This window comes from Amycolatopsis sp. cmx-4-61, from assembly GCF_046548775.1.
In the GTDB taxonomy this organism is placed as follows: Bacteria; Actinomycetota; Actinomycetes; order Mycobacteriales; family Pseudonocardiaceae; genus Amycolatopsis.
In genome coordinates this window covers 1,354,474-1,379,670 of record NZ_JAEBEI010000001.1, presented here as the reverse complement: position 1 = coordinate 1,379,670, position 25,197 = coordinate 1,354,474, and the positions used below count along the sequence as shown (strand labels likewise).

Genomic DNA, 25,197 nt, shown 5'->3' with positions numbered 1-25,197 from the left:
GGGTTCACCGATCAACTGGCAGGCGTGTTACGAAACCTTGCGCACGTCGGCTGCCTGGCTACGACCATCGCGGCCGGACTGCACTTCGAACTCGACCCGGTCGCCTTCGTCCAGAGTGCGGAATCCTTCGGACTGGATGGCCGAATAGTGGACGAACACGTCCGGGCCCTCCGTGGATTCGATGAACCCGTAGCCCTTTTCCGAGTTGAACCACTTGACGGTGCCGACAGCCACGGCGCCCTCCCTCAGCACAAAGGATCCGCTGGCCCGAGCGGATGCCAGCGGCGGAGTGTCAATCACGCTACCGGAATTATTGTCCGCGGCAATGGGCAATTCGTCCGAAGATCACGAACCCGAAAGGCGTCTGTTCCGCGCGTGCACGAGCACCGTCCCGGGACCCGCGAAGTCGACCGCGAGTCCCTCGCCGGTGCGCAGCGACTGCGCGCCGCCCGGGTCGAGGGCCCGCAACCGGCACTGGACGGTGTCCGGATAGGCCAGCAGGTAGTCCGGCCGGACCGTGACCAGCTCGCCCTTGCCGAGTTCGAAGGCGTCGACCGGGCCCGGCGCGGCCAGCACGAGCGGCCCGGTGCCGCTGTAGTGCTCGAGGAATCCCGAATCGGCGCCGAACAGCTGCTGCAGCGGCACCCACCCGCTGTCGTGCCGGACGGACGAAGGCTGCACCAGCACCGCGTCGCGGTGCACCGACCAGCCCGTGCCCCCGCCGACGTCGAGCGGGTAGACGTCGCCGGGGCGCAGCGGCGCGAAGTCGATCCAGCCGCCGTCGGACGGTGCGGTGTAGACGGCGACCGCGCTCTTGCCCGCGCGGACGCCGCCGCGGCCCGCCGGCGTCTCGGTGACCCCGAACCGGCTGGCAAGCAGGGTTTCCGGCGCGGCCCGCACGGCCTCGCCCGGGTCCAGCAGGACGCGGGCGACGCCGAAGGCGGGCGTGTGCCGGGTCTGGACGCGCATCAGCGTGACGGGACGTGGGAGACGAGCCAGCTGATCAGCGCGGACGGGTTGCGCGTCTGCGTCATGATCTGGCCGGGGCCGACGAAGTCGAAGACGAGGCCTTCGCCGCTCTTCATCGACTGGATGATGCCTTGGGCGACCTTCCGGATCTGGTACTGCACGGTGTCGGCGTAGGCGACGACGTGCCCGGTGTCGATGGTCACCATCTCGCCCTGCTGCAACGTGATCGTCTCGACCGCGCCGTAGCAGCTGACGAGCAGCTGGCCCTGGCCGGTGGCGTGGGTCAGGAACCCGCCCTCGCCGCCCATCAGGTTCTTCATCCCGCCCCACTTGGTCTCGGTCTGCACGCCGTGCGACGACGCGAGCCAGCAACCGCGGGTGACCGCCCACCCGGTGCGGCCGTCGAGGGTGATCACCTGGATGTCGCCGGGCAGGTTCGCGGCGACGTCGACCCAGCCGCCGTTCGGCGGCGCGGTGAAGGTGGAGATGAAGAAGGACTCGCCGGAGAGGAACGCGCGGCCGAGGCCCTTCATGATCCCGCCCTGCGCCTGCGACTGCACCTGCACGCCGTAGCTGGTGGCCATCATCGCGCCGGACTCGACCTGGCACGGCTCCCCGGGCGCCAGCATCAGCCGGGCGACGGCGAACGAAGGCTGTTGACGGATTCCGACCTGCATGCGTGCTCCCCATCGGCGTGCCTGTGACGGGGCAGAGTCTTGCACGCGCCCGGAACACGGGGAGGATGGTCCGGTGATCTCCGTCGACGACTACCGCGACCGGGTTGCCGCACTACTGGGCACCTCCCCCGCGACCGCCCTGCCCCTCGCCGCCGCGGCCGGTCTCGTCCTGGCCGATGACGTGACGGCGACCGTGTCCCTGCCGCCCTTCGACAACTCGGCGATGGACGGCTACGCGGTGCGCGCGGCCGACGTCACGGCGCCGGTGACCCTGCCGGTCGCCGACGACATCCCGGCCGGCCGCGTCGACGTCCGGCCGCTCGAACCGGGCACCGCGCAGCGGATCATGACCGGGGCCCCGCTGCCGCCGGGCGCGGACGCCGTCGTCATGGTCGAGGACACCGACGCCGGCACGGAAACCGTGGCCATTTCCGCGCCCGCCCGCGAAGGCGCGCACATCCGCCGGACCGGCGAGGACGTCGTCGGCGGCAGCATCGCCCTGCACGCGGGCACCGTGCTGGGTCACTCCCAGCTGGGCCTGGCGGCCGCGGTCGGGCTCGCCGAGGTGCGGGTGCACCGGCCGCTGCGGGTGCTGGTCGCCTCGACCGGCACCGAGCTGATCGACGCGCCGGCCCCGCTGCGCCACGGCCAGATCTACGAGTCCAACAGCGTGATGCTCGCCGCGGCGATCCGCGATCTCGGCTGCGAGGTCGAGGTGGTCCGCAGCGTTGTCGACGACGTCGAGGAGTTCCGGAAGGTCATCGAGCCGAAGCTGGCCGGCGCCGACCTGCTGGTCACCTCCGGTGGCGTCAGCGCGGGCGCGTACGAAGTGGTGAAGGACGCGCTGACCGGTCAGGGCGTCGAGTTCGCGAAGATCGCGATGCAGCCGGGTGGCCCGCAGGGCAGCGGGCGCTGGCAGGGCGTGCCCGTGGTGGCGCTGCCCGGCAACCCGGTCAGCGTGCTCGTGTCGTTCGAGGCGTTCCTGCGCCCGGCGATCCTGACGGCGCTGGGCCACACCGACGTCTCCCGCCGCCGCGTGCGCGCCCGGCTGACCGAGGCGATGAGCTCCCCGGCCGGGCGCCGCCAGTACCGCCGGGGTGTGTTCGCGCCGTCCGACCGGGAGGTCACCGGCATCGTCGGGCCGCGCGGCGGGCCGGGCTCGCACCTGCTGGCCGCGTTCACCCAGGCCAACTGCCTGATCGTGCTCCCGGAGGACGTCACGTCGGCTGCGGTTGGGGACGAGGTGGACGTCCTGCTGCTCTGACCGGGAAGTCCCGCAGCTTCCGGTAGGGCGCGAGCAGCGGCAGCGCGAGGATCGCCACTCCCGCGGCCGCCCAGAGGGTCTCGCGGATGCCGATCGCCTCGCCCAGCAGGCCGCCGAGGACCCCGGCCAGCGGGATCGACCCGTAGTTGACGATCGACATGCTGGAGTTGACCCGGCTGAACAGCTCGGGCGGGCAGTACTGCTGCCGGAACGTCGTCACCAGCACGTTGCCGGCGACGACACCGCCGCACACCCCGAACAGCGCGAGCCCGAACGGCACCAGGCCCCAGCCGGGCCCGCTCAGCGGCCCGAGCAGCAGCGTCGGTGCCGCGGAGACCTCGCACAGCAGCCACGCGCGCACGGCGCCGAGGCGCGCGGCGAGCCGTCCGGCCGCGGCCGCGCCCACCACCCCGCCGGACGCACCCAGCGCCAGGACCAGTCCCACGAGGCCGGGCGCGGCCCCGAGCGTCCGGGACAGGAACACGATCTGGATGGCGCTGTAGCCGGTGAGCGCGAGGTTCGAGACGGCGCCGAAGGTGATCAGCGACCGCAGGTACCGGTCGGCGGCGACGAACCGGAGTCCCTCGGCGATCTGGCTGCGCAGCGGCGCGCGCTCGCCGGGGTCGACGGTTTCGCGCGCCCGGATCGCCCGCACGCACAACACGGAGACGCCGAAGCTGACCGCGTCCGCCAGGATGCCGCTGACCGGCCCGAACGCCTGGGCCAGCAGCCCGGCCAGGCCCGGTCCGGCGACCTGGGTCGCGGACTCGCTGCCCTGCAGCTTCGCGTTCGCTTCGAGGAGTTCGCCGTCACTGACGAGCGCCGGGAGGTAGGCGCGGTAGGCGAGGGTGAAGAACACCTTGGCGACCCCGCCGAGCAACGCGGCGGCCAGCAGGTAGGCCATGGTGAGCGCCCCGAACGCGGCGACGACGGGGACGCTGCCGAACACCGCCATCGACACCGTGTTGCAGAGCAGCATGACCGGGCGCTTCGCCAGCCGGTCGACCCACGCGCCGGCGGGCAGTCCGATCAGCAGCCACGGCAACCAGGCGACCGCGGTCAGCAGGGCGACTTCGAACGTGCTCGCCTGCAGCGTGACCACCGCGACCAGCGGCAACGCCGTGGTCGCCACCATGCTGCCGAGCATGCTCGTGGTCTCGCCGGTCCACAGCAGCCGGAAGTCCCGGTTCCCCCAGAGCCCCGTCACGGCTGGCCCAGCGACGCTCGCGCGGCGAAGAAGACCGGGCGACGCTCGACGCCGTCGCCGGGTTCGGTGCGGTTCTCGAACTCGCTGATCAGCAGGAAGATCCGCTCGTTGAGCTCGTCCAGTTCTTCGCGCGACAGCCGCACCCACGTGTCGATGCTGAACGGCCCTCCGCGCCACTGCTCGGGGTAGGTCTCGCGGCTGGCGATCCACTCGCGGGCGACCGCCGTCTGGTGGTCGAGCACGAGGATCTCGGCGGCTTCGGCGACCGGGTCGCCGGGGAAGTCGGCCGAGGCCCACCGCAGCGTCCTCGCACTGCGCTTCCACCAGCGTTCCCGCTGGTCGCGGGCCAGTTCCGGGGCCTGCTCGACCAGCTTCGCGGCGGCCAGGACCTTCATGTGGTGGCTGATGTTGCCGACCGCCTGGCCGGTCTTCGCGGCGAGCATCGACGCCGTCGCCGGGCCGTCGAGGTGGAGCAGTTCCAGGAGCCGGCGCCGCAACTGGTGGGACATGGCGGCCAGCACCTTCGAATCCCGGATCTCCCGGATGTCCTCGGTCATGGTGCACAAGAGTAGTTGTACAACAACTCTTGTGCAATGACGCTTGTGCAACCCGCTCGCGTAAACTCCCGCCATGGGTTTCGTCGCATGGGTGATCTTCGGCGCCATCGTCGGCTGGATCGCGAACCTGGTCGTCGGCGGACGGGCGCGGCAGCGCCTGGGTTGCCTGGTCAGCGTGCTCGTCGGGATCGTCGGCGCCGCCCTGGGCGGGTTGCTCTACCGGCTCGCCACCGGCCAGGCGAGGACGTTCGACTTCGACTTCCCGAGCTTCGGCGTGGCCATCCTCGGCGCGGTCGTGCTGCTGGCGATCCTGCGGCTCGCGGGCGGCTTGACCCGGCATCCGAGTGACCGTTCGTAACATTTGCCGGACGAACCGTGATCAACGGGCCGTCCAGCGCTAGACTGCTCCCTCACGCGCATCTCCCGGTGGCCGGGTGCGTGCGCCGTCGGGGGGCGGATGCACCCGGCCCCGGTTCCTCACCTTCGCCGCCTTCTTCGCTTCGATGACGACGTCGACCGCGCGCAGCGGGTCGACGAGCGACGGCACGGGCACCTCGTCGATCTCCAGACGCCACGCGCCCAAGAGCTCGCGAAGCTCGGCTTCGGCGGGATCTCGGCGGTCGCTCATCGGTCCTCACAGGTCAGGCGGGGCAGCGCCCCGAACGGCGGCAACTACTCGGTGTCGTCGGCGAAATCGACTTTGCGTTACGACGAGCCGATCATTCCCACCCGCCGCGGTGACCCCCTCCCGGAGGAGCCGCCGGGGGCGCAGGGACACCCTCACCTGGGGCAGCGGTAGCGTGGGGGCGCCCGTACGCGGCCGCCGGACGCCCGGCGCCCACCGTTCTTCCGACACGAAACCAGGGGACCCGACCATGAGCGGCACCCGGCCGGAGCCCGCCGGCAACCCAGTCGCGCACGCCCTCCAGCTCGCCCGCGAAACGCTGCCGCCGATGCACCCCGCCGGCCGCCCGTTCGTGGCAGGCGGCGTCGCCGCGACGCTGCTCGCCCGCCGGTTCTCCAAGCGCCTCGGGCTCGTCGGTGCGCTGGCGACCGTGGCCACGGCCGCGTTCTTCCGCGAGCCGAAGCGCGTCCCGCCGCCGCGTGACGGCGTCGCGCTCGCCTCGGCCGACGGTCTCGTCTCGCTGATCGAGGAAGCCGTCCCGCCCGCCGAGCTCGGCCTGCCCGCCGAGCCGCGGATGCGCGTGTCGGTGTTCCTCTCGGTGTTCGACGTGCACGTCCAGCGCGTGCCGGCGAACGGCGTGATCGAGCGCGTGGCCTACCGGCCGGGCAAGTTCCTGTCCGCGGACCTGGACAAGGCCAGCGACGACAACGAACGCAACTCCGTGCTCATGCGCACCGAAGACGGCCACGAGCTCGTCGTCGTGCAGATCGCCGGCCTGGTCGCGCGCCGCATCCTCTGCGAGATCAGCGAGGGCGACAAGGTCGCTGCCGCGTCGACGTACGGGATCATCCGGTTCGGCTCGCGGGTCGACCTCTACCTGCCGCCGGGCTCGACGGTGCTGGTCAGCAAGGGCCAGCGGACGGTCGGCGGCGAGACGGTCATCGCCGAACTCCCTGCCGCGCCTGCGAAAGGCTGATCGATGGTCCGCGTGACCACCCCCGGTGTCCGGCTGCTGCCGAACGCCATCACCGTGCTGGCGCTGTGCGCGGGCCTGTCGGCCGTGCAGTTCGCGCTGACCAGGAACTACGCGATGGCCATCGCGTCGATCGGCATCGCGGCGGTGCTCGACAGCCTGGACGGCCGGATCGCCCGCCTGCTCGACGCGACGTCGAAGATGGGCGCGGAGCTGGACTCGCTGTCCGACGGCATCTCGTTCGGCGTCGCGCCGGCGCTGGTGATCTACGTGTGGCAGACGGGCGCGGACCGGATCGGCTGGGTGGCGTCGCTCATCTTCGCCGTCTGCATGATCCTGCGGCTGGCCCGGTTCAACACGCTGCTGGACGACACCGAGCAGCCGCCGTACGCGAGCGAGTTCTTCGTCGGCGTCCCGGCGCCCGCCGGCGGCCTGCTGGGGATGCTGCCGCTGGTGGCGTACCTGCAGTGGGGCGAGGGCTGGTGGTCGTCGCAGTACGTCGTGTGGGCGTGGACGGTCGCCATCGCGGCCCTGCTGATCAGCCGCATCCCGACGCTGTCGCTGAAGACGGTCAAGGCGCCGCCCCGGGCGATCGCGCCGCTGCTGCTCGGCGTCGCCCTGCTGGCCGCGGCGATCATCCAGTTCCCGCTGGTCGCCCTGCTCGCGGCGATGGTGCTGTACCTGGCGCACATCCCGTACTCGATCCACCGGCACCGCTGGCTGGCGGCCCACCCGGAGGCGTGGACGGTCCCGCCCAGCGAGCGCCGCGCGATCCGCCGGGCCCGCTCCTCCCGCCGTCTCGGCCTGCGTCCCCCGCTGCGCCGCCGCGTCGCGGGCGCGGCCATGCGCGCGGTCCGCCTCCCCCGCACCGGCGAGACGGTCCGCACCCCCCGCGGCAGCCAAAACGGCCAGGGCCCCCGCCGCCGCACCTGGCGCCAGATCGGCCTCCGCCGCAAGTAGCCGTGTCGACCCTCCAATCACGCGTGTCGACTCCCCAATCACGCGAGTCGACTCCCTAATCACGCGAGTTGGCTCCCCAATCACGCGAACCGACCTTCCAGGCACGCGAACCGACCCTCCAGGTCCGGGAACCCGACCGTCCGGACGTGATCCGGCGGCCATCACCCGTGATTGAGAGGTCGGCACCCGTGATTGAGGGGTCGACACGCGTGATTGGGAGGTCGACACGCGTGATTGGAGGGTCGACACGGGGTGGCCGTCCGGGAGCCCCGGGGGACGCGGGGGATCGCTAGGGTGAACGACGTGAGCCACCCGCAGATCACGCTGACCGTCCGGCACACGCCGTCGGCGCTGGACACGCGCCGCGGCGTCGTCCGGCTGCACCCCGAAGTCCTCGACGCGCTGGGCCTGCGGGCCTGGGACGCCGTCCACCTCACCGGGGCGCGGGTCAGCGCCGCGCTCGCCGCGCCCGCCGACGAGGCGGGCGTGCCCGGGGTGGTGCTCACCGACGACGTCACGATGTCGAACCTGGGCGTCACCGAGGGCTCGGAGGTCGTCGTCGCGCCGGCCGACGTCGCGGCGGCCAAGACGGTGACCGTGGCGGGGTCGCGGCTGGCCAGCGTCTCGGTCAGCCCGCACATGCTGCGGCTCGCGCTGATCGGCAAGGTGCTCACCGTCGGCGACGCCGTTTCGCTGCTGCCCCAGGACCTCGCGCCGACGCCGGGATCGGACCCGGCCGGCCTGCGCGGCCAGCTGTCGCGGGCGGTCGGCGCGACCTGGACGAACGAGCTGCTCACCGTCACCGCCACCGAGCCCGCCGGCACCGTCGCCGTCGGACCGTCCACAGTGGTCACCTGGCGCGACGGCGCCCGGCCGGGCCCCGCCGGGCAGGACGCGCCACGGACGGCGACCGCGCTGGTCCGCACCTCCGCGGTGACCGCGGCCGAGGAATGGATCGACGCCGAGATCGTCGAGGACGAGGTCACCGCCCAAGAAGAGCCGGCCGTCCCGCTGGCCGACCTGATCGGCGCCGAGACCGCCGCGCGCAAGCTCGCCGAGTGGTTCGACCTCGCCTTCCATCGGCCCGAGCTGCTGGCCCGGCTGGGCGCCCCCGCCCACCTCGGCGTCCTGCTGTCCGGCCCCGAAGGCGTCGGCAAGGCGACGCTCGTGCGGTCGGTGGCCCACGACGCCGGGATCAAGACCATCCCGCTCGCCGCGCCGAACCTCGCGGTGCTGGACCCGAACGTCGCCGTCACCCGCCTGCGCGAGGCCATCCGCGAGGCCGACGGCCCCTCGGTCCTGCTGCTCACCGACGTCGACGCACTGCTGCCGGCGACGACTCCCCCGCCGGTGGCCACGGTGGTGCTGGAGGAACTGCGGACGGCACTCAGGCGCGAGAGCTTCGCCGTCGTCGCGACGACGGCCCGTGCCGAGTCCGCCGACCCGCGGCTGCGCGCCGCCGACCTGCTGGACCGCGAGCTCGGCCTGGCCCTCCCGGACGCGAAAACCCGCCGGGAGCTGCTGAACGTCCTCCTCCGGGACGTCCCGCTCGAGCAGGGCATCGACTGCGGCGTCCTCGCCGAGCGGACGCCGGGCTTCGTCGCGGCGGACCTCATCGCGCTGCGCCGGGACGCGGCCCTGCGGGCGGCCCTGCGCCAGCGCGACACCGACGAGCCGCGCATCTCGCAGCAGGACCTGCTGGACGCGCTGGCCACCGTCCGGCCGGTCTCGATGTCCACTTCGGACAACCTGGCCACCGGCGGGCTGACCCTGGACGACGTCGGCGACATGGTGGACGTCAAGCAGTCGCTCACCGAAGCCGTGCTCTGGCCGCTGCGGTACCCCGACTCGTTCGCCCGGCTCGGCGTCGAACCGCCGCGCGGGGTACTCCTGTACGGGCCGCCCGGCGGCGGCAAGACCTTCCTCGTGCGGGCGCTGGCCGGCACCGGCGCGCTGAACGTCTTCGCGGTCAAGGGCGCCGAGCTGATGGACAAGTGGGTCGGCGAGTCCGAACGCGCGGTGCGCGAGCTGTTCCGCCGGGCCGCCGAGGCCGCGCCCGCGCTGATCTTCCTGGACGAGATCGACGCGCTGGCCCCGCGCCGCGGCCAGTCGTCCGACTCGGGCGTCGCCGACCGCGTGGTCGCGGCCCTGCTCACCGAGCTCGACGGCGTCGAGCCGATGCGCGAGGTCGTCGTCCTGGGGGCGACGAACCGGCCGGAGCTGGTCGACCCGGCGCTGCTGCGGCCGGGCCGGCTCGAGCGCCGCGTCTACGTGCCGCCGCCGGACGCCGAGGCCCGCGCGGCCATCCTCGCGGCGAGCTCGAAGAACACGCCGCTGGCCGAGGACGTCGACCTCGCCGCGGTCGCGTCCACTCTGGACGGTTACTCGGCGGCCGACTGCGCGGCGCTGATCCGCGAAGCGGCATTGACGGCGATGCGCGAGTCACTGGAGGCCCGCGAAGTCACCGCGGCGCACCTGGAGACGGCCCGGAAGGCCGTCCGGCCGAGCCTGGACCCGGCCCAGCTGGCCGCGCTCGAGGCGTACGCGAAGACCCAGACCGGCGAATGAAAAAACGGCCGTCACCCCGCGGGGGGTGACGGCCGTTCCGGTCCGGAGCTCAGCTGCCCTTGTGGGCGCCCTGGTACTCCTTCGTCACGATCACTATCACGCCGGGGCTCGCGCTCTGGATGCCCTCGAAGCGCGGCTCGGCCTTGATGCCGAACTCCTGCGCCAGCTGCTTGGCGGCGGCTTCCTCGTCGGTGCCCGGCCGGAAGTAGGCCGTCGTCGTCGGGATGATGCCCTGGGAGTAGTTGCCGACCTCGTTGACGTTCCAGCCGGCGCCGCGGAAGTCATCGGCCGCCCGGTCGGCCAGGCCCTTGATCGTCGAGTTGTTGAACACCCGGACGGTCACCCACTTGTTGGACGCCTGCTGGTCACCGCCCGGCTGACCGGGCTGCCCGGGTTGACCGGGCTGCCCCGGCTGACCGGGTTGCCCCGGGCCGGCCGACGTCGGCTGGCCGGGCGCCGGTGAGCTCGGCGACGGCGGCGCGGGCGAGGAAGCGCCCGTCGACGCCGAGGACGACGACGGCGCCGTCGAAGAACTGCCCGAAGACGGCGCCGAGGACGTCCCCGGCTGCGTCGACGTGCCGCTCGGCCCGGCTTCGTTCGATCCTTCGCCCCCGCCGAGCGCGGTGATCCCGCCGATCACGGCGGCGATGATCGCCACCCCGATCAACGCGACGCCGGCGGCCTTCATCGGCCGGGACATTCCGGAAAACACACTCATTTCAGCTCGATCCCCAGTCGCCGGGCGCCTCGCTTGCGCTGGCGGGCGGCGCGGGTCTTGCGCAGCCGCTTCACCAGCATCGGGTCGGCTTCGATCGCCTCCGGCTTCTCCAGCAGCTTGTTGAGCAGCTGGTAGTAGCGCGTCGCAGACAAGTCGAAGCGTTCGCGGATGGCGTTCTCCTTCGCCCCGGCGTGCCGCCACCACTGGCGCTCGAAGGCGAGGATCTCGACCTCGCGTTCGGTCAGGCCGGGCACGGGCTTCGGCGGCGACGGCTGCGGCTCAGCCATCGACTCCGCGGCGTCCATCCGAGTCCCTCTCAATCGGGCGTCATGGCGAATCAGACCTAGCTCTTCCGCGGGCGCCATTCAACCACGGAAGCCACCGCCGACGTGGGCATCGACGTCGGCGCGTCACGGTCTGATGCAGGTCTACCAGAGGGGTCCGACTAAACTGGCTCGCCGTGACCATCCACCCCATCGTTATCGCCGGCGAGCCCGTGCTGCACCAGCCGACTCGGGAGATCACCGAGTACGACGAGAAGCTGCGCACGCTCGTGGACGACATGTTCGAGACGATGTACGCCGCCGAGGGCGTCGGCCTCGCGGCCAACCAGATCGGCCTCGACCTGCGCGTGTTCGTCTACGACTGCCCGGACGACGAGGGCGTGCGGCACAAGGGCGTCGTCGTCAATCCGAAGCTCGAGACGTCGGAGATCCCGGAGACCATGCCGGACCCGGACGACGACTGGGAGGGCTGCCTCTCGGCGCCCGGCGAGTCGTACCCGACGGGCCGGGCCAAGTGGGCGAAGGTGACCGGCTTCGACGTCGACGGCACCCCGATCGAGGTCGAGGGCACCGGCTACTTCGCGCGCTGCCTGCAGCACGAGACCGATCACCTGGACGGGTACATCTACCTGGACCGCCTGGTCGGCCGGCACGCGCGCGCGGCGAAGAAGATGTTGAAGCACAACAAGTGGGGCGTCCCGGGCAACTCGTGGCTCCCGCCGAAGACCCCCGAGGACGACGGCGCCGTCATCTGACCGCCCGTCCCCAAGCGCCCCAAGGCGGCCTTGGTTGCGTCTCACGCACCCAAGGCGGCCTTCGGTGCGTCTGACGCACCGAAGGCCACATTGGGGCGCTTGGGACTCAGCAGCCGAGGAAGTGGCAGCGGACCACCTTCGGCGTCTCCAGGACCGAGCCCGCCTGGACGTCCCAGGCGAGGCGGACGTACTGGGCGTGCGTCCAGGCCAGCGGGGTCGCCGACGTGTTCGGCGTGCCGGCCGGGAAGCCGGTCTGGCCCGACGGCGGGTTCTCGTCCCACACCTGCTCCGGCATGGTCTCCGCCGAGCTGCTCACCCGGCCGAGGTCACGCAGCCGCCGTGCGGCCGACGCCGGATCGCCGAGCGTCAGCTCGTACTCCCCGCGCTCGCCGGCGAGCAGCGGCCACAGCCGGCCGAACGTCGTGCGGCTCTCCGCCGGGAACGTGTAGTCCCACGGCGAGCCGTCGGCCTGCTCGCCGTAGCCGTCCTTGGTGTAGCGGTGCCAGAACTGGCCGGTCGGCGTGGTGAACGCGATGTCGGAGTCGGTCACCCGGATGCTGTTGCGGATCACCGGGTCGTCGGCGCGGTAGACGCCGAGCCGGACCAGGTCGAGGAAGCCCGCGTCGGTGACCGCGCGCTGGTCCATCGTCACGCTCGAGTTGCCGAGGTTGTACGTCGTCCCGTTGTTCGCGTTCGCGTCCTTGGTCAGCCGGACGAAGTACGGGTCCTTCGACAGCGGCCCGTTCGTGGTGATCGTCTGCTTGGGCAGGTCGGCCTTCATCTTGTCGGCCGCGGCGAGGTACCGGGCCGCGTCGGCCGGGGCGCCGTTGTGCGTGGCGATGTCCGCGGCGCAGACGAGCCCGGCGATCACCGAGGCGATGGTCGACGGGGACCAGCCGTCCTGCTCCTCCCAGCGCTCCTGCTGGGTGTACGGCGACGGCTGCCCGTTCGGCCCGCGGTAACCCAGGATGAAGTCGGCGGCCTTCCGGACGCCGGGCCACAGGTCGGTGCGGCCGAGCTGCTGGGCCAGCACGATCGGGAACGCGGTCTCGTCGAGCTGGATCGACGTCCAGTACGGGACGCCGTCGACCCGGCTGTTCTGCGGCATGTGCCCGTCGGCCTGCTGCTGCGTGCCGAACATGTACGACACCGCCCGGTTCGCGGCCGCCTTGTCGCCGCCGGCGGCCAGGCCGGTCGCGATCTGGTAGAGATCACGCGGCCAGACGAGGTGGTAGGTGCCGGACGGCGACCACTCCGGGTCGTTGTTGCCGAACCGCCACGGCATGCTCGGCGACGCGATGAAGGCACCCGGGTGGTGCTTGTCCTCGCTCGCGGCGAGCGTCAGCATCGACGCCTTGTAGAGGTCGCGCTCGGCGTCGGTCTTCAGCGACGCCGGCGGCTTGCCGATCCCGCGCAGGTACTGGCGCCAGCCGCGGTCGTAGGCGCGCGTGATGTCGCGGACCCCGCGGCGCTGTGACGCCTGCGCGCTCTTCAGCGCGTCGGCGGCCTTCGCGCCCATGCCGAGGGCGAGGGTGACGTGCCGGTCGCGGAGACCGTCGGCGGTCGTCTGCCCGGTGAGCACGACGTTGCCCTTGGCGGCGGTGTCGTAGGAGGTCAGCTTGAAGGTCTTGGCGAGCTGCGTGTTCCCGTCGGACGCGCCCGCGTAGCCGACGCTCGTCTTCGCGAACGCGGGTTGCGCGGTGAGGGCGGCGGCGTTCGCGGCGTCCTGCGCGGTGACGGCGTCACCGGCGCGGGCGGCCGAGTCGTCGGAACCGTCGTTGGTGAGGTCCGGGTCGGCGACCGCGTAGAGCTGGTAGGGGCGCCCGGTGAGCGACTGGAAGTCGACGTCCACCAGCACGGTCGTGGCGGCCGGGTCGGTGACGTAGGTCTTGCGGATGCGCCAGCGGTGCTGGTCGTCGGTGATGGTCTGCTCGTAGGTGAGACTGTCGTCGTCGGTCCGCCGGACCTGCTGGGACTTCGCCGTGTGGTCCGCGACGGCGAAGCTGCGGCCGTCGGTGACGACGAAGTTCAGGGAGCGGACGCTGGGCGTCGACAGGTCCGGGTAGTAGACCTCGGACAGCTGGCCGCCCTGGAGGGTGAACCAGACGTTGCTCGACCGGTCGTGCGCGGTCCCGAAGCCGGTCTTGTTCGCGGGCAGCCAGCTGGGATGGCTCCCGGGCGCGCCGGGAGCCTCGCCCTGGGCCACCGCGGTCGCCGGGATCAGGCCGGTGACCAGCAGCCCGGCGAGGGCGCCGAAGATGAGTTTTCGCATATCAACCCCACAGAAGATCGCTTCTGCACCGTTACAGAAGCGACTTGGGAGTCTGCCGCCGATCCTTCACCGGCGCATGAGCCGATCCGGTGAACCACCGACCGTCACTGGTCCGGTGAACCGGTTCACGGACAGCGAACGGACTTCCCCCGTCGACCGGCGCACACTTGTAGTACCTGCAAAGCTGTAATCGAGGTACGCATGGACGACGCGATGGACGCCTACTCGCGCGCGGTGAGCACGGTCGCCCGGACCGTCACCCCGCACGTCGCCGGGGTGCAGCTCGCGCGCGGCAGCGGCTCAGCCGTCGTCTTCACCGACGACGGGCACCTGCTCACCAACGCCCACGTCGTCAGCGACCACCGGCGCGGGGTCGCCACTTTCGCCGACGGCAGCGAAGTTCCCTTCGACGTCGTCGGCGCCGATCCGCTGTCCGACCTCGCCGTGCTGCGGGCCCGGGGCGGGACGCCGGCGGCCGCCCAACTCGGGGACGCCGACCGGCTCGTCGTCGGGCAGCTCGTCGTCGCCGTCGGGAACCCGCTCGGCTTCTCCGGGACCGTCACCGCCGGGGTCGTCAGCGCGCTCGGGCGGGCGCTGCCGGTGCGGCAGGGGCGCACCACTCGCGTGATCGAGGACGTCATCCAGACCGACGCCGCGCTCAACCCCGGCAACTCCGGCGGCGCGCTCGCCGACTCCGCCGGCCGGGTCGTCGGCGTCAACACCGCCGTCGCCGGGATCGGCCTCGGGCTTGCCGTGCCGATCAACACGACGACGCGGCGGATCATCGACACACTCCTCGTCGAGGGCCGGGTGCGGCGCGCGTACCTCGGTGTCGTCGGCGTGCCCGCGCCGCTGCCGGACGACGTCGCCGGGCGCACCGGGCAGAGCGCCGGGCTGCGGGTGCACGAAGTCGTGTCCGGCGGTCCCGCGGACCGGGCCGGCCTGCGGGCCGGTGACCTCGTGCTGACTGTCGGGCGCACGCGTGTCTCGGACGCCCAGGGCATCCAGCGGCAGCTGTTCGCGGAAGTGATCGGCACCGCACTGCCGATCACCGTGCTGCGCAACGGAGCCATGGTCGACGTCTACGCCACCCCGGCCGAATTGGTCGGGTGAGGTGAGCGGACTTGAGTCTGCGGCTCCGGCGTGGCATGGTCGGGGTACAACACCAACGCGGGAGCTCGCGCCATGGCGGGCTGAGAGGGTGACTTGCGTTTCGCAGGCGTCACCGACCGCATGAACCTGACCGGGTAATGCCGGCGTAGGGAGTGAAAGTCGTTGACGACGCTGGAAAACTCTGCTGCCCAAAAGCAAGACCTCTCCGTCACGACCGGGCCGATCACCGGCTCGCGCAAGGTGTACCACCAGACCGAATCGGGGCTGCGGGTGCCCGCGCGCCGGATCGAGCTGTCCAACGGTGAACACTTCGACGTCTACGACACTTCGGGCCCGTACACCGATCCCGAAGCTTCGATCGACGTCCACAGTGGACTTCACCGGCTGCGCACCGGCTGGGCCGACGGGCGCGAGCACAACACCCAGCTCGGCTGGGCCAAACAGGGTGTCATCACGCGGGAAATGGAGTACGTCGCCGCACGTGAGCGGGTTTCTCCCGAGTTCGTGCGCGACGAGGTCGCCCGCGGCCGCGCGGTGATCCCGGCCAACCGCAAGCACCCGGAGTCCGAGCCGATGATCATCGGCAAGAACTTCCTCGTGAAGATCAACGCCAACATGGGCAACTCGGCCGTCTGGTCGTCGGTCGAGGAAGAGGTCGACAAGATGGTGTGGGCCACCCGCTGGGGTGCCGACACGATCATGGACCTCTCCACCGGCAAGCGGATCCACGAGACGCGGGAGTGGATCATTCGCAATTCGCCGGTGCCGGTCGGCACCGTGCCGATCTACCAGGCGCTCGAGAAGGTCAACGGGGAGCCGGAAAAGCTGTCGTGGGAGGTCTACCGCGACACGATCGTCGAGCAGTGCGAACAGGGCGTCGACTACGTCACCGTGCACGCCGGCGTGCTGCTGCGCTACATCCCGCTGACCGCCCGGCGCGTCACCGGCATCGTCAGCCGCGGCGGCTCGATCATGGCCGCGTGGTGCCTCGCGCACCACCAGGAGTCCTTTCTGTACACGCACTTCGAGGAACTCTGCGAGATCCTGCGGCAGTACGACGTCACGTTCTCCCTCGGCGATGGCCTGCGCCCGGGGTCCATTGCGGACGCCAACGACCGCGCCCAGTTCGCCGAGCTCGAAACCCTCGGCGAGCTGACGCACCTCGCGCGTTCGCACGACGTCCAGGTGATGATCGAGGGCCCGGGTCACGTGCCCATGCACAAGATCAAGGAGAACGTCGAGCTCGAGGAAAAGCTCTGCGGCGAGGCACCGTTCTACACCCTCGGTCCACTCGCGACGGACATCGCGCCGGCGTACGACCACATCACGTCGGCCATCGGCGCGGCGCAGATCGGCTGGTACGGCACGGCGATGCTGTGTTACGTGACGCCGAAGGAACACCTCGGGCTGCCGAACCGAGACGACGTCAAGACCGGGGTGATCACGTACAAGATCGCCGCGCACGCCGCGGACCTGGCCAAGGGGCACGAGTACGCGCAGGAGTGGGACGACGAGCTGTCGAAGGCGCGGTTCGAGTTCCGCTGGAACGACCAGTTCAACCTCTCGCTGGACCCGGACACCGCGCGCTCGTTCCACGACGAGACCCTGCCCGCCGAGCCGGCCAAGACCGCGCACTTCTGCTCGATGTGCGGCCCGAAGTTCTGCTCGATGCGGATCACTCAGGACGTCCGCAAGTACGCCGAGGAGCACGGCCTGTCCACTGTGGAAGCGATCGAGGCCGGCATGGCGTCGAAGTCGGCGGAGTTCACCGGGTCCGGCGGCCAGGTCTACCTGCCGGTGGTCCGGCCGTGACACCGAAGACCGCCCTCACCATCGCCGGGTCCGACTCCGGCGGTGGTGCGGGCATCCAGGCGGACCTGCGCACGTTCTTCGCGAACGGGGTCCACGGTTTGGTCGCCTTGACGGCGGTCACCGTGCAGAACTCCCTGGGCGTGCAGGGGTTCACCGAGATCCCGGCCGACGTGGTCACCGCGCAGATCAAGGCGGTGGCCTCGGACATGGGCGTCGACGCGGCGAAGACGGGGATGCTGGCCACGGCGGAGATCATCCGCGCGGTGGCGAAGACCCTGGACGAGCTCGAGTCCGGCTTCCCGCTGGTGGTCGACCCGGTGGCGGCGTCGATGACGGGCCACTCGCTGCTGCGCGAGGACGCCCTGGAGGCGATCCGCACGGAGCTGTTCCCGCGGGCGACGCTGATCACCCCGAACCTGGACGAGGTCCGCTTGCTGACCGGGGTTTCGGTGGTCGATTCCGCTTCCCAGCGAGCGGCGGCCGACGCGCTGCTGGAGTTCGGCTCGCGGTGGGTCCTGGTGAAGGGCGGCCACATGCAGGGCACGACCGAGTGCGTCGACCTGCTGACGGACGGCAGTTCCTACGTCGAGCTGACCGGTCCGAGGTACGCGACGGACAACACCCACGGCGGCGGCGACACCATGGCCTCGGCGATCACGGCGGCCCTGGCGAAGGGCGCCTCGGTCCCGGACGCCGTGGCGGCCGGGAAGAAGTTCATCGAGCGCTGCGTCGCGGAGGCTTACCCGCTGGGTGCTGGCGTGGGGCCGGTTTCGCCGTTCTGGGTGCTGGGCAAGAGCTAACGGACCGGCTGCAGCTCGCGGCCGTCGTACTGCTCGCGGGCCGTGCGGATGCGGTCGAAGTTCGCCTGCGACCACGTGCTCAGCGCGATCAGGTGCGCGCCCACCTCGGCGCCCATCTCCGTCAGCGCGTACTCCACCGTCGGCGGCGTGGTCGGGTACACCGTGCGCGTCACGAAGCCGTCGCGCTCCAGCTGGCGGAGGTTCTGGGTCAGCATCTTCTGGCTGATGCCGTCCACCGCGCGGCGCAGCTCGCCGAAGCGGTGCGGGCCGCGGGCCAGCGCGCCCAGGACCAGGGCCGTCCACTTGTTGGCCAGCAGGTCCAGCACGTCCCGGCACGGGCAGTTGCGCAGGTACACATCCCAGGGTCCGCCCTGGTCGCAGGTGGTATCCATCAGGTACCTACTTTACGGGAAAGTGCCTTCTGGCGAAAAGTGACGAACGACCCGAGGATGGAGGCGCCCCCCACGACGAAGGAGTGAAGCAATGCGCATCGTGACCCAGCAGGCCCTCGGTGGACCGGAGGTGCTCCGCGTGACCGAGGCACCGCGCCCCGACCCCGGGCCGACGGAGGTCCTGGTGCGGGTACACGCCGCCGGGATCAACCCGGTCGACTGGAAGGTCCGGCGTGGCGGCGGGTTCCTCGGCGAGCCGCCGTTCACCGTCGGCTGGGACGTCGCCGGCGTCGTCGAAGAGACCGGCTTCGGCGCGACCGGTGTCGAAAAGGGCGACGAAGTCCTCGGCATGCCGTGGTTCCCGCGCCCGGCCAACGCCTACGCCGAGTACGTCACCGCGCCCTCGCGCCAGTTCGTGCGCAAGCCCGCCGGGCTGTCGTTCGCCGAGGCCGCCGCGTTGCCGCTGGCCGGGCTGACCGCCTGGCAGGGCCTGGTCGACGTCGCGAACGTCCACGCGGGACAGCGGGTGTTCGTCGACGCCGCCGCGGGCGGGGTCGGGCACCTCGCCGTGCAGATCGCCAAGGCGCGCGGCGCGCACGTCATCGGCACCGCCAGCGCGAAGAAGCACGACTTCCTGCGCGAGCTCGGCGTCGACGAGCCGATCGACTACCACGACGAAACCGCGACGGCGTCCGATGTGGACGTCTACTTCGGACTCGTCGGCGAGGACAGCGACCTGCGCTGGCTGCCCGCGATCAAGGAGGGCGGCCTGCTCATCGGCGTGCCCAGCGGGGTCGGCGATCGGATCGAGAAGGCCGCCGAGGCGCGGAACGTGCGCACTCGGCGGATCCTCGTGGAACCGGACCTCGGCGGGCTGACCGGCCTCGTCGAGCTGGTCGAGGCCGGTCAGCTGAAGGTCCGCGTCGAGCGGACCTTCCCGCTGGAGGACGTGGCCAAGGCGCACGAGCTGGGCGAAGCGGGCCGGGTGTCCGGCAAGCTCGTGCTGACCGTCTAGCCCCGCGCGAGCACCTGGGGCAGCACCGTCGTGAGCCCGGTCCAGTCCGCGGTGACCACCGACGCGTGCTGCTTCGCCAGGTCGGCGACGCGCTGGTTGGCCTGGTCGACCGTCGGGTTGTGGGCGTCGATGGCCGGCGCCACGTTCTGCCCGTCGGTCATCACGACGTAGTAGTGGTTGGCGTCGTACCACCACGGCCCGGTCTGGGTCACCCACGCGTTCGCGTCGCCGTCGAAGACGACGAACCACGGCTTGAGGTCGGCGGTGTACTTGTCCCGCGGGTCACCGCCGGCCGCGCCGTGCACGGTCGGGAAGATGTTCGCGTCGCCGAGCTTGCCCGCGTTCTTCAGGCCCACCAGGTACCGGGCGTACTCGACGTCGGTGTGCAGCGTGTCCGTCGGGTTCTGCTCCTCGACCGTGCCCGGGATGATCTCGGTGAGCACCCGGCCCCGCAGCGCGTCCACGGACGGCCAGTTGTCCGCCTTGGCCGCGTCGTCGAGCGTGGCGTACCCGCCGAGCAGCTCGGAGGGGCGGAAGGCGACGCTGCCGAGGTGCGCGCGGAACGTCGCGTCCAGCTCGTCCGGGCCGAGGCCGTTGTTGTCGGAGAAGCCGGTCTTCATCTCGATCTTGAGCGTGAGCGGCGGGTGGCCGGGGTGGGCGGCCAGCCAGATCCGGATGTCGTCGAGGCAGTACTCCAGGTTCTTGTTCTTGCCCCCGCTGTACAGCTGCGACGCCGAGGTCGCGGCGACGCAGTTGTTGTTGTTCCCCAACGGGTTCGAGTGGCTGACCTTCCACTCGTGGGTGATGAAGTCCGGCCAGACGTCGAGCTCGATCAGCGACGAGCCGGCGTCGAGCGCCTGGGCCAGGTAGCCGTAGGCCGCCGGGTCGTAGGTGTTGTGCACGCCGACGGTCGTGACGTGGGACAGCTTGGGACTGTCGGCGTTGGCGGCGGTCGCCCCGGAGAGCGTAAGCGCGGCCGTGAGGAGTGCCACCGAGAAGAGCTTCATCCAGGCTCCTTCGAACGTGAGTAACGTTCACAATGTCCCACCGTGGTTGACTGTTGATGAAGCAAAAGAGGCTGATTGGCCTAGACCAGAAGTCGGGAAACCACCATGACCACGAGCCCTCCCTCTGCGCTGACCATCGCCGGGTCGGACTCCGGCGGCGCCGCCGGGCTGCAGGCGGACCTGCGCACCTTCCTGACCTGCGGCGTGCACGGGCTCGTCGCGGTCACCGCCGTCACCGTGCAGAACACCCTGGGCGTGCACGACCGCGCCGATCTGCCGCCGCACATCGTGGCCGGGCAGATCGAGGCCGTGGCGGCGGACATGGGCGTCGGCGCGGCGAAGACCGGCATGCTGGCCTCGGCCGAGATCATCCACGCCGTCGCCGCGGCGTGCGACAAGGCGGGCATCGGGCGGGACGAACAGATCCCGTTCGTCGTCGACCCGGTCGCGGCGTCGATGCACGGGCACCCGCTGTTCGACGAGGCGGGGCTCCACGCCCTGCGCGACGAGCTGCTGCCGCGCGCGACGGTGCTGACGCCGAACCTCGACGAAGTCCGGCTGCTGACCGGGATGACCGTGACCGACCGCGAAGGCATGCACACCGCGGCGGTGGTGCTGCACCGGATGGGCCCGCGGTACGTCCTGGTCAAGAGCGGCCACCTGCAGGCCGACCCGGAGTGCGTGGACCTCCTGTTCGACGGCTCGACGTTCGTGGAGCTGCCGGGCAAGCGGTACTCGACCCCGCACACGCACGGCGCGGGCGACACGATGGCGTCGGCGCTCACGGCGGGCCTGGCCAAGGGCATGTCCGTGGTCGAGGCCGCGCGGTACGGCAAGTGGTTCGTCTCCCACGCCGTCGAGCACGCGTACCCGATGGGCGCGAAGGTCGGCCCGGTTTCGGCCTTCTGGCGGCTGGCTCCCGAGGAGCGCTGACCACGCGTCGCGCTACATCCCTGCGTTCGATTTTTCCTTGACCAGCGCATCCTCGACGAGCTCCGCGCCCTGAGCGCTGAGCTCGCCGGACTGCGGCAGCAGGCGGCTCAGTCGTCCGCGATCAGGGCCTCGAGCGCCGGGATCGCCGCCGTCAGCGCTTCGCGGTGTTCCGGCGAGAGCCGGTCGAGACGCCGGTTGAGCTCCTGGACCCGCGTCGACCGGACGCCGGAGACCAGCCGCTCGCCCTCCTCGGTCGCCTTCGCGAGCCACGCGCGGCGGTCGACCGGGTCGGACTCCCGGCTGACGTACCCGGCCTCGACCAGCGACGCGATGATCCGCGACATCGTCGCCGCGGCCACGCCCTCCTTGGCCGCGAGGTCGCCGAGCCGGAGCTGGCCGGCGTGTACCAGCGTCGCCAGCGCCGAGATGGCGCCGTGGCCCGGCCCGGGCACGCCGGCTTGGCGCAGGGACCGGGACAGCCTGCCGACGGCGAGGTACAACCTGCCCGAGGTGTCCTGAACCGATGTGGTCACGGCTGGCTCCTTCTGCCCTGCCCGGCCGCGGGTGCGCCGGAAAGTGCCGTCCACCTTACGGGCTCGCGGTGCACACTCGGCGTTAAGCCACACTGCGTTATAACGGGGCTCCGCCCAGGACCGGGAGCTGCGCCACCCCGAGCCCCCGAAAAGCCGCAGTTCACCGCGGTGGACTCGACGCCTGCGCCCAGAAGCGCTGCGGCACGCGCCCGGCCTCGCGGGCCAACCGGCCGGCGACGACACCCGCCCGCATCGCCGCGGCCATCCGCTCCGGATCGGCCGCCCGGGTGACGGCCGTGGACAGCAGGACGGCGTCGCAGCCGAGCTCCATCGCCAGCGTCGCGTCCGACGCCGTGCCGATTCCGGCGTCCAGGATCACCGGGACGCCCGCCCGCGAAACGATCAGCTCGATGTTGTGCGGATTCCGAATGCCGAGGCCGGTGCCGATGGGCGCCCCGAGCGGCATCACCGCGGCGCAGCCGGCCTCCTCCAGGCGCAGCGCGAGCACCGGGTCGTCGTTCGTGTAGGCGAACACGGTGAACCCGTCGGCGGCCAGCCGTTCGGCGGCGTCGAGGGTCTCGAACGGCTCCGGCAGCAGCGTCCGGTCGTCGGCGTGCACCTCGAGCTTGACCAGGTCGGTTTCCAGCGCCTCGCGCGCGAGCTGCGCGGTGAGCACGGCCTCGGCCGCCGTCCGGCAGCCCGCGGTGTTCGGCAGCAGCTCGATGCCGAGCCGCTTGAGGAGCTCGAGGACGCCGGAGCCGCCTTCGGCGTCGGCGCGGCGCATGGCGACGGTGGTCAGCTCGGTGCCGGACGCCACCAGCGCGCGTTCGAGCACGGCGAGGTTGGCCGCGCCGCCGGTGCCGATGATCAGCCGGGACGTCAGCTTGGTCGTGCCGATGACCAGCGGTGCTTCGTCCACGTCAGCCTCCCTGGACCGCGGTGAGCACGTCGAGGACCGCGCCCTTGGGCACCGCGGTGGTGGCCCAGTCGGCGCGGCGGACGACGACGCCGTCGACCGCGACGGCGATCCCGGGCCGCGGGCCGCCGGTCGTGTCGAGGACGTCGGCGACGGTGGCGTCGTCCGGGACCGCCGTCCACTGGCCGTTGAGCTTGATCTCCATCACACGTGCTCCTTCTGGTGCAGGCGGGCGGGGGACGCGGCCGCGGTGCCTTCCGGCGGCGTGTCGCCCTCGAGCCAGGCGACCACGGCGTCCGCGGTCACCGGGGCCATCAACAGGCCGTTGCGGTGGTGGCCGGTCGCGGCGAAGACACCGCCGTCCAGGAGGCCGAGGTAGGGCAGCGCGTCCCGGCTGCCGGCGCGCAGGCCGGCGGCGGTCTCGGTGAGCTCGTACTCGGTGATCGCGGGGAAGACGCGTTCGGCGCCGTCGAGCAGCTCGCGCACGCCGCGGGCGGTGACGGCCCGGTCGAAGCCGGCCTCGTACTGGGTGGCGCCGAGGACGATTTCGGCGTCCCCGCGCGGGACCAGGTAGATCGGGCGGCCCTCGACCACGGCCCGGACGGTGTGCCGCGGCGGCGGCAGGCAGCCGCGGCGGGGCTTCAGCCGGAGGATCTCGCCCTTGAGCGGGCGGACGGCGCCGGCGAGCTGCGGGTGCAGCCGTCCGGTCCAGGCGCCGGCGGCGAGCACGACGGCTTCGGCGTCCGGGAGATCTTCGACGCGCTCTCGCTGGAACCGGACTTGGCGGTTGACGCAGGCGTCGTACAGGGCTTGCAGCAGTTTCCGGTTGTCCACGGCCAGGTCACCGGGCACGTGGAGTCCACTTCGGACGGATCCGATGCCGGGTTCGAGCCGCTTGGCCGCCCGGCCGGTGAGCCGCTCGGCCGCGCGGCCGAGGTCGCGCAGGTGGGCCGCCAGGATCTCCAGGTAGCCGGCGTCGGCGCTGTCGAAGGCGACGACGAGCGTCCCGTGGTCGGCCAGGCCGGGATCGACACCCTCTTCCTGCAGGTCACGCGCGAAGCCGGGCCAGCGCTTGAGCGACTCTTCGCCGAGGCGGAGGACGTCCTCCTCGCCGGGCCAGGCCTCGGTGACGGGGGCGAGCATGCCGCCGGCCAGCCAGGACGCGCCACCGCGGGCGGGTTCGGGGTCGTAGAGGGTGACGTGGTGACCGTGCGCGGCGGCGCGCCACGCACAGGCGAGGCCGATCACGCCGCCGCCCACCACCGCCAGGTTCGTCATGGAATCACGCTCCCTGCGCCGGCATGACCCGGATCAGGTTCCACGGTCGGAGCGGCAGCTCCCTCTCAGCCCGTGCCTCGGGCTCCCGTGCGGACACGTCCACCTTAACCGGCGGGGTACGGTCCCCGCTATGCCCGCCCTCTCCGGTGACAAGATCCGCGCCCGCCTCGACGCGGCGCGCCTGTACCTCTGCACGGACGCCCGCACGGACCGCGGCGACCTGGCCGCCTTCGCCGACGCGGCCCTCGCCGGCGGCGTCGACATCATCCAGCTGCGCGACAAGACCGGCGCCCTGGAGGCGGCCGGCGAGATCGCGGCGCTGGAGGTCCTCGCGGAAGCGTGCGCCCGGCACGGCGCCCTGCTGTCGGTGAACGACCGCGCGGACGTGGCGCTGGCGGTCGGCGCGGACGTGCTCCACCTGGGCCAGGACGACATCCCGGTGCCGCTGGCCCGCCGCATCCTGGGCGACGACGTCGTGATCGGCCGCTCGACGCACTCGCTCGACCAGGCGCTCGCCGCTGCCGCGGAGCCCGGGGTGGACTACTTCTGCACGGGTCCGTGCTGGCCGACCCCGACCAAGCCGGGCCGCCCCGCCCCGGGCCTGGACCTGGTCGGGGCGACGGCGGCCTGGGCCCCGGACCGCCCGTGGTTCGCGATCGGCGGCATCGACGGCGACCGGCTGCCTTCGGTGCTGGAGGCCGGCGCCTCCCGGATCGTGGTGGTCCGGGCGATCACCGAGGCCGAGGACCCCGAGGCGGCGGCGCGCGCGCTGCGGGCACGCCTGCCCTGAGTCAGGGCGTCGGCGTCGGCGCGGCGCCCTTGCTGGTCGGCGGGGTCGCCGTCGTGGCCGGTGCCGAGGTCGACGGCAGCGCGGCCGTGGTGCTCGGGGTCGGCGTCGGCGTCCGGGACGACGTCGCCGGAGCCGTCGACGTCTCCGTCGGGGTCGTCTCCGTGGGGGACACCTGGGTGTCGTTCGCCGAGGTCGGCGGGGTCGGCGGGGTCGTCGACGGCGTCTCGCGCTGCTGGCCGGAGCTGCCGCCGAAGATCTTGCCGACGCCCGCTCCGGTGCCGCCCGCGACCTTGCCGCCCGTCGCCGCGTCCACGCCGATCATCGACAGGATCGCCACCGCGAACGCCACCACGCTCGTGCCGATGAGCAACGGCCAGCGCAGCTTCTTCAGCCGGGACGCCGCCGGTGGCTTCGCCAGGGGGACCGTCGGCTGGTCCGTGATGGGTATCTCGGGGAACGCCTCCGCGGGCCCGCGTCGCCGGATCCCCGACGTCGCCAGCTGGCGCGCTCTGAGCGCCGCCTGCCGCGTGCGCTCCAGCGAGCGCAGGTACAGCTCACTGCCGACCGTCGACACCACGCTCGCGACGCCGGCACCGATCACCGTGCCCGCCACGCCCAGTGTCGAACCGAGCAGCGCCGCGGTCACCGCCGCCAACGCCGCTGCCAGGACCTGCGCGATCCGCAGGCCCGGCTTCTCTTCCTTCTCCTCCGATGCAACTGCCGCTGTCGCTGTTTTCTCCTTGGTCATGATCCCGATCTGCGTAGTCCGTGTTCTCCCC

28 protein-coding genes and 2 riboswitches are annotated in these 25,197 nt (G+C 71.9%); of the genes, 12 read left to right on the top strand and 16 right to left on the bottom strand.

The annotated features are described in order from the left end of the window. Positions 1–27 precede the first annotated feature (27 nt). The 3 genes from ACLJOU_RS06805 to ACLJOU_RS06795 form a co-directional block, all read right to left on the bottom strand. Positions 28–234, bottom strand: a complete 207-nt coding sequence (locus tag ACLJOU_RS06805; protein ID WP_003085446.1) for a cold-shock protein — start codon at positions 232–234, stop codon at positions 28–30. A gap of 111 nt (positions 235–345) precedes the next feature. Then, the gene (locus tag ACLJOU_RS06800) at positions 346–969 is read right to left on the bottom strand and encodes an AIM24 family protein (RefSeq protein WP_410564192.1); all 624 of its coding nucleotides are present in this window, start codon (positions 967–969) and stop codon (positions 346–348) included. Further along, a complete protein-coding gene (locus ACLJOU_RS06795) occupies positions 969–1,646 on the bottom strand; it encodes a TIGR00266 family protein (protein WP_361103170.1) in 678 nt (225 codons plus the stop codon). Before ACLJOU_RS06795 ends, ACLJOU_RS06800 begins: the two co-directional genes overlap by 1 nt. Positions 1,647–1,719: 73 nt before the next feature. On the opposite strand from ACLJOU_RS06795, the gene glp reads away from it, so the two are divergent. Then, positions 1,720–2,910 (top strand): gephyrin-like molybdotransferase Glp, encoded by a 1,191-nt coding sequence (glp, locus tag ACLJOU_RS06790; protein ID WP_410564191.1) that lies wholly within the window; start codon positions 1,720–1,722, stop codon positions 2,908–2,910. Here glp and ACLJOU_RS06785 read toward each other — a convergent pair. Further along, positions 2,864–4,117: an MFS transporter gene (locus ACLJOU_RS06785; protein WP_410564190.1), complete on the bottom strand. Its 1,254-nt coding sequence runs from the start codon at positions 4,115–4,117 to the stop codon at positions 2,864–2,866. The two genes, glp and ACLJOU_RS06785, sit on opposite strands and share 47 nt — an antisense overlap. Then, positions 4,114–4,674, bottom strand: a complete 561-nt coding sequence (locus tag ACLJOU_RS06780) for a helix-turn-helix domain-containing protein (RefSeq protein ID WP_410564188.1) — start codon at positions 4,672–4,674, stop codon at positions 4,114–4,116. The genes ACLJOU_RS06785 and ACLJOU_RS06780 overlap by 4 nt, the downstream gene beginning before the upstream one ends. Before the next feature lie 73 nt (positions 4,675–4,747). Here ACLJOU_RS06780 and ACLJOU_RS06775 point away from each other — a divergent pair, with 73 nt between their 5' ends. Continuing rightward, complete coding sequence (locus ACLJOU_RS06775; RefSeq protein ID WP_410564186.1) at positions 4,748–5,032, top strand: GlsB/YeaQ/YmgE family stress response membrane protein; 285 nt, start codon at positions 4,748–4,750, stop codon at positions 5,030–5,032. A gap of 39 nt (positions 5,033–5,071) precedes the next feature. Here ACLJOU_RS06775 and ACLJOU_RS06770 read toward each other — a convergent pair whose 3' ends face one another. Next, complete coding sequence (locus ACLJOU_RS06770) at positions 5,072–5,302, bottom strand: hypothetical protein (RefSeq protein WP_410564184.1); 231 nt, start codon at positions 5,300–5,302, stop codon at positions 5,072–5,074. Positions 5,303–5,549: 247 nt separating this feature from the next. On the opposite strand from ACLJOU_RS06770, the gene ACLJOU_RS06765 reads away from it, so the two are divergent. The 3 genes from ACLJOU_RS06765 (at position 5,550) to ACLJOU_RS06755 (ending at position 9,800) form a co-directional block, all read left to right on the top strand. Next, positions 5,550–6,275 (top strand): phosphatidylserine decarboxylase, encoded by a 726-nt coding sequence (locus ACLJOU_RS06765; RefSeq protein WP_410564182.1) that lies wholly within the window; start codon positions 5,550–5,552, stop codon positions 6,273–6,275. Between the two features lie 3 nt (positions 6,276–6,278). Next, a complete protein-coding gene (pssA, locus tag ACLJOU_RS06760; protein WP_410564180.1) occupies positions 6,279–7,232 on the top strand; it encodes a CDP-diacylglycerol--serine O-phosphatidyltransferase in 954 nt (317 codons plus the stop codon). 303 nt (positions 7,233–7,535) lie between these two features. Further along, entirely contained in the window at positions 7,536–9,800 is a 2,265-nt protein-coding gene (locus tag ACLJOU_RS06755; protein WP_410564178.1) for an AAA family ATPase, read from the top strand. 49 nt (positions 9,801–9,849) lie between these two features. Here ACLJOU_RS06755 and ACLJOU_RS06750 read toward each other — a convergent pair whose 3' ends face one another. Both ACLJOU_RS06750 and ACLJOU_RS06745 read right to left on the bottom strand, forming a co-directional pair. After that, on the bottom strand, positions 9,850–10,518 hold the full coding sequence (locus ACLJOU_RS06750; protein ID WP_410564176.1) for a LytR C-terminal domain-containing protein: 669 nt from the start codon (positions 10,516–10,518) through the stop codon (positions 9,850–9,852). Continuing rightward, positions 10,515–10,823, bottom strand: coding sequence for a DUF3263 domain-containing protein (locus ACLJOU_RS06745; protein ID WP_003101701.1), 309 nt, complete (start codon positions 10,821–10,823; stop codon positions 10,515–10,517). Before ACLJOU_RS06745 ends, ACLJOU_RS06750 begins: the two co-directional genes overlap by 4 nt. A 155-nt stretch (positions 10,824–10,978) precedes the next feature. On the opposite strand from ACLJOU_RS06745, the gene ACLJOU_RS06740 reads away from it, so the two are divergent. Then, positions 10,979–11,557, top strand: coding sequence for a peptide deformylase (locus tag ACLJOU_RS06740; protein WP_410564174.1), 579 nt, complete (start codon positions 10,979–10,981; stop codon positions 11,555–11,557). 106 nt (positions 11,558–11,663) lie between these two features. Here ACLJOU_RS06740 and ACLJOU_RS06735 read toward each other — a convergent pair whose 3' ends face one another. Then, positions 11,664–13,829 carry a glycoside hydrolase family 15 protein gene (locus ACLJOU_RS06735; RefSeq protein ID WP_410564172.1) on the bottom strand — a complete coding sequence of 722 codons (2,166 nt, stop codon included), beginning with the start codon at positions 13,827–13,829 and terminating at the stop codon, positions 11,664–11,666. A 201-nt stretch (positions 13,830–14,030) separates the two neighbouring features. Between ACLJOU_RS06735 and ACLJOU_RS06730 the strand changes: the two genes are divergently transcribed. From ACLJOU_RS06730 to thiD (ACLJOU_RS06720), 3 genes are all read left to right on the top strand, one after another. Beyond that, positions 14,031–14,942, top strand: a complete 912-nt coding sequence (locus tag ACLJOU_RS06730) for a S1C family serine protease (RefSeq protein WP_410564171.1) — start codon at positions 14,031–14,033, stop codon at positions 14,940–14,942. 47 nt (positions 14,943–14,989) lie between these two features. Next, a riboswitch (TPP riboswitch) is annotated at positions 14,990–15,111 on the top strand. Further along, positions 15,105–16,754: a phosphomethylpyrimidine synthase ThiC gene (gene thiC, locus ACLJOU_RS06725; RefSeq protein WP_410564169.1), complete on the top strand. Its 1,650-nt coding sequence runs from the start codon at positions 15,105–15,107 to the stop codon at positions 16,752–16,754. (Overlaps the previous riboswitch by 7 nt.) After that, the gene (thiD, locus tag ACLJOU_RS06720; RefSeq protein ID WP_410564167.1) at positions 16,751–17,554 is read left to right on the top strand and encodes a bifunctional hydroxymethylpyrimidine kinase/phosphomethylpyrimidine kinase; all 804 of its coding nucleotides are present in this window, start codon (positions 16,751–16,753) and stop codon (positions 17,552–17,554) included. Before thiC ends, thiD (ACLJOU_RS06720) begins: the two co-directional genes overlap by 4 nt. On the opposite strand, the gene ACLJOU_RS06715 is transcribed toward thiD (ACLJOU_RS06720), so the two are convergent. Next, complete coding sequence (locus ACLJOU_RS06715; RefSeq protein ID WP_410564166.1) at positions 17,551–17,946, bottom strand: winged helix-turn-helix transcriptional regulator; 396 nt, start codon at positions 17,944–17,946, stop codon at positions 17,551–17,553. The two genes, thiD (ACLJOU_RS06720) and ACLJOU_RS06715, sit on opposite strands and share 4 nt — an antisense overlap. A gap of 91 nt (positions 17,947–18,037) precedes the next feature. Between ACLJOU_RS06715 and ACLJOU_RS06710 the strand changes: the two genes are divergently transcribed. After that, positions 18,038–18,961, top strand: coding sequence for an NADP-dependent oxidoreductase (locus ACLJOU_RS06710; RefSeq protein ID WP_410564164.1), 924 nt, complete (start codon positions 18,038–18,040; stop codon positions 18,959–18,961). Here ACLJOU_RS06710 and ACLJOU_RS06705 read toward each other — a convergent pair. Beyond that, the gene (locus ACLJOU_RS06705; RefSeq protein ID WP_410564162.1) at positions 18,958–19,968 is read right to left on the bottom strand and encodes a phosphatidylinositol-specific phospholipase C domain-containing protein; all 1,011 of its coding nucleotides are present in this window, start codon (positions 19,966–19,968) and stop codon (positions 18,958–18,960) included. The two genes, ACLJOU_RS06710 and ACLJOU_RS06705, sit on opposite strands and share 4 nt — an antisense overlap. 105 nt (positions 19,969–20,073) lie before the next feature. Here ACLJOU_RS06705 and thiD (ACLJOU_RS06700) point away from each other — a divergent pair, with 105 nt between their 5' ends. Next, positions 20,074–20,901 (top strand): bifunctional hydroxymethylpyrimidine kinase/phosphomethylpyrimidine kinase, encoded by an 828-nt coding sequence (gene thiD, locus ACLJOU_RS06700; protein ID WP_410564161.1) that lies wholly within the window; start codon positions 20,074–20,076, stop codon positions 20,899–20,901. A gap of 107 nt (positions 20,902–21,008) precedes the next feature. Here thiD (ACLJOU_RS06700) and ACLJOU_RS06695 read toward each other — a convergent pair whose 3' ends face one another. The 4 genes from ACLJOU_RS06695 to thiO all read right to left on the bottom strand — a co-directional run bounded on the left by ACLJOU_RS06695 (position 21,009) and on the right by thiO (position 23,628). After that, entirely contained in the window at positions 21,009–21,434 is a 426-nt protein-coding gene (locus tag ACLJOU_RS06695) for a MarR family winged helix-turn-helix transcriptional regulator (protein WP_103351229.1), read from the bottom strand. A 160-nt stretch (positions 21,435–21,594) separates the two neighbouring features. Continuing rightward, complete coding sequence (locus ACLJOU_RS06690) at positions 21,595–22,353, bottom strand: thiazole synthase (protein ID WP_410564160.1); 759 nt, start codon at positions 22,351–22,353, stop codon at positions 21,595–21,597. 1 nt (position 22,354) lies between these two features. Then, positions 22,355–22,555 carry a sulfur carrier protein ThiS gene (thiS, locus tag ACLJOU_RS06685; RefSeq protein WP_410564159.1) on the bottom strand — a complete coding sequence of 67 codons (201 nt, stop codon included), beginning with the start codon at positions 22,553–22,555 and terminating at the stop codon, positions 22,355–22,357. Next, positions 22,555–23,628 (bottom strand): glycine oxidase ThiO, encoded by a 1,074-nt coding sequence (thiO, locus tag ACLJOU_RS06680; protein WP_410564157.1) that lies wholly within the window; start codon positions 23,626–23,628, stop codon positions 22,555–22,557. The genes thiS and thiO overlap by 1 nt, the downstream gene beginning before the upstream one ends. Next, a riboswitch (TPP riboswitch) is annotated at positions 23,622–23,727 on the bottom strand. It overlaps the preceding gene by 7 nt. A 31-nt stretch (positions 23,728–23,758) precedes the next feature. Between thiO and thiE the strand changes: the two genes are divergently transcribed. Further along, positions 23,759–24,418 carry a thiamine phosphate synthase gene (gene thiE, locus ACLJOU_RS06675; RefSeq protein WP_410564156.1) on the top strand — a complete coding sequence of 220 codons (660 nt, stop codon included), beginning with the start codon at positions 23,759–23,761 and terminating at the stop codon, positions 24,416–24,418. Position 24,419: 1 nt separating this feature from the next. Here the strand turns inward: thiE and ACLJOU_RS06670 are convergent, their stop codons facing one another. Further along, positions 24,420–25,166, bottom strand: coding sequence for a hypothetical protein (locus ACLJOU_RS06670; RefSeq protein ID WP_410564153.1), 747 nt, complete (start codon positions 25,164–25,166; stop codon positions 24,420–24,422). Positions 25,167–25,197 lie beyond the last annotated feature (31 nt).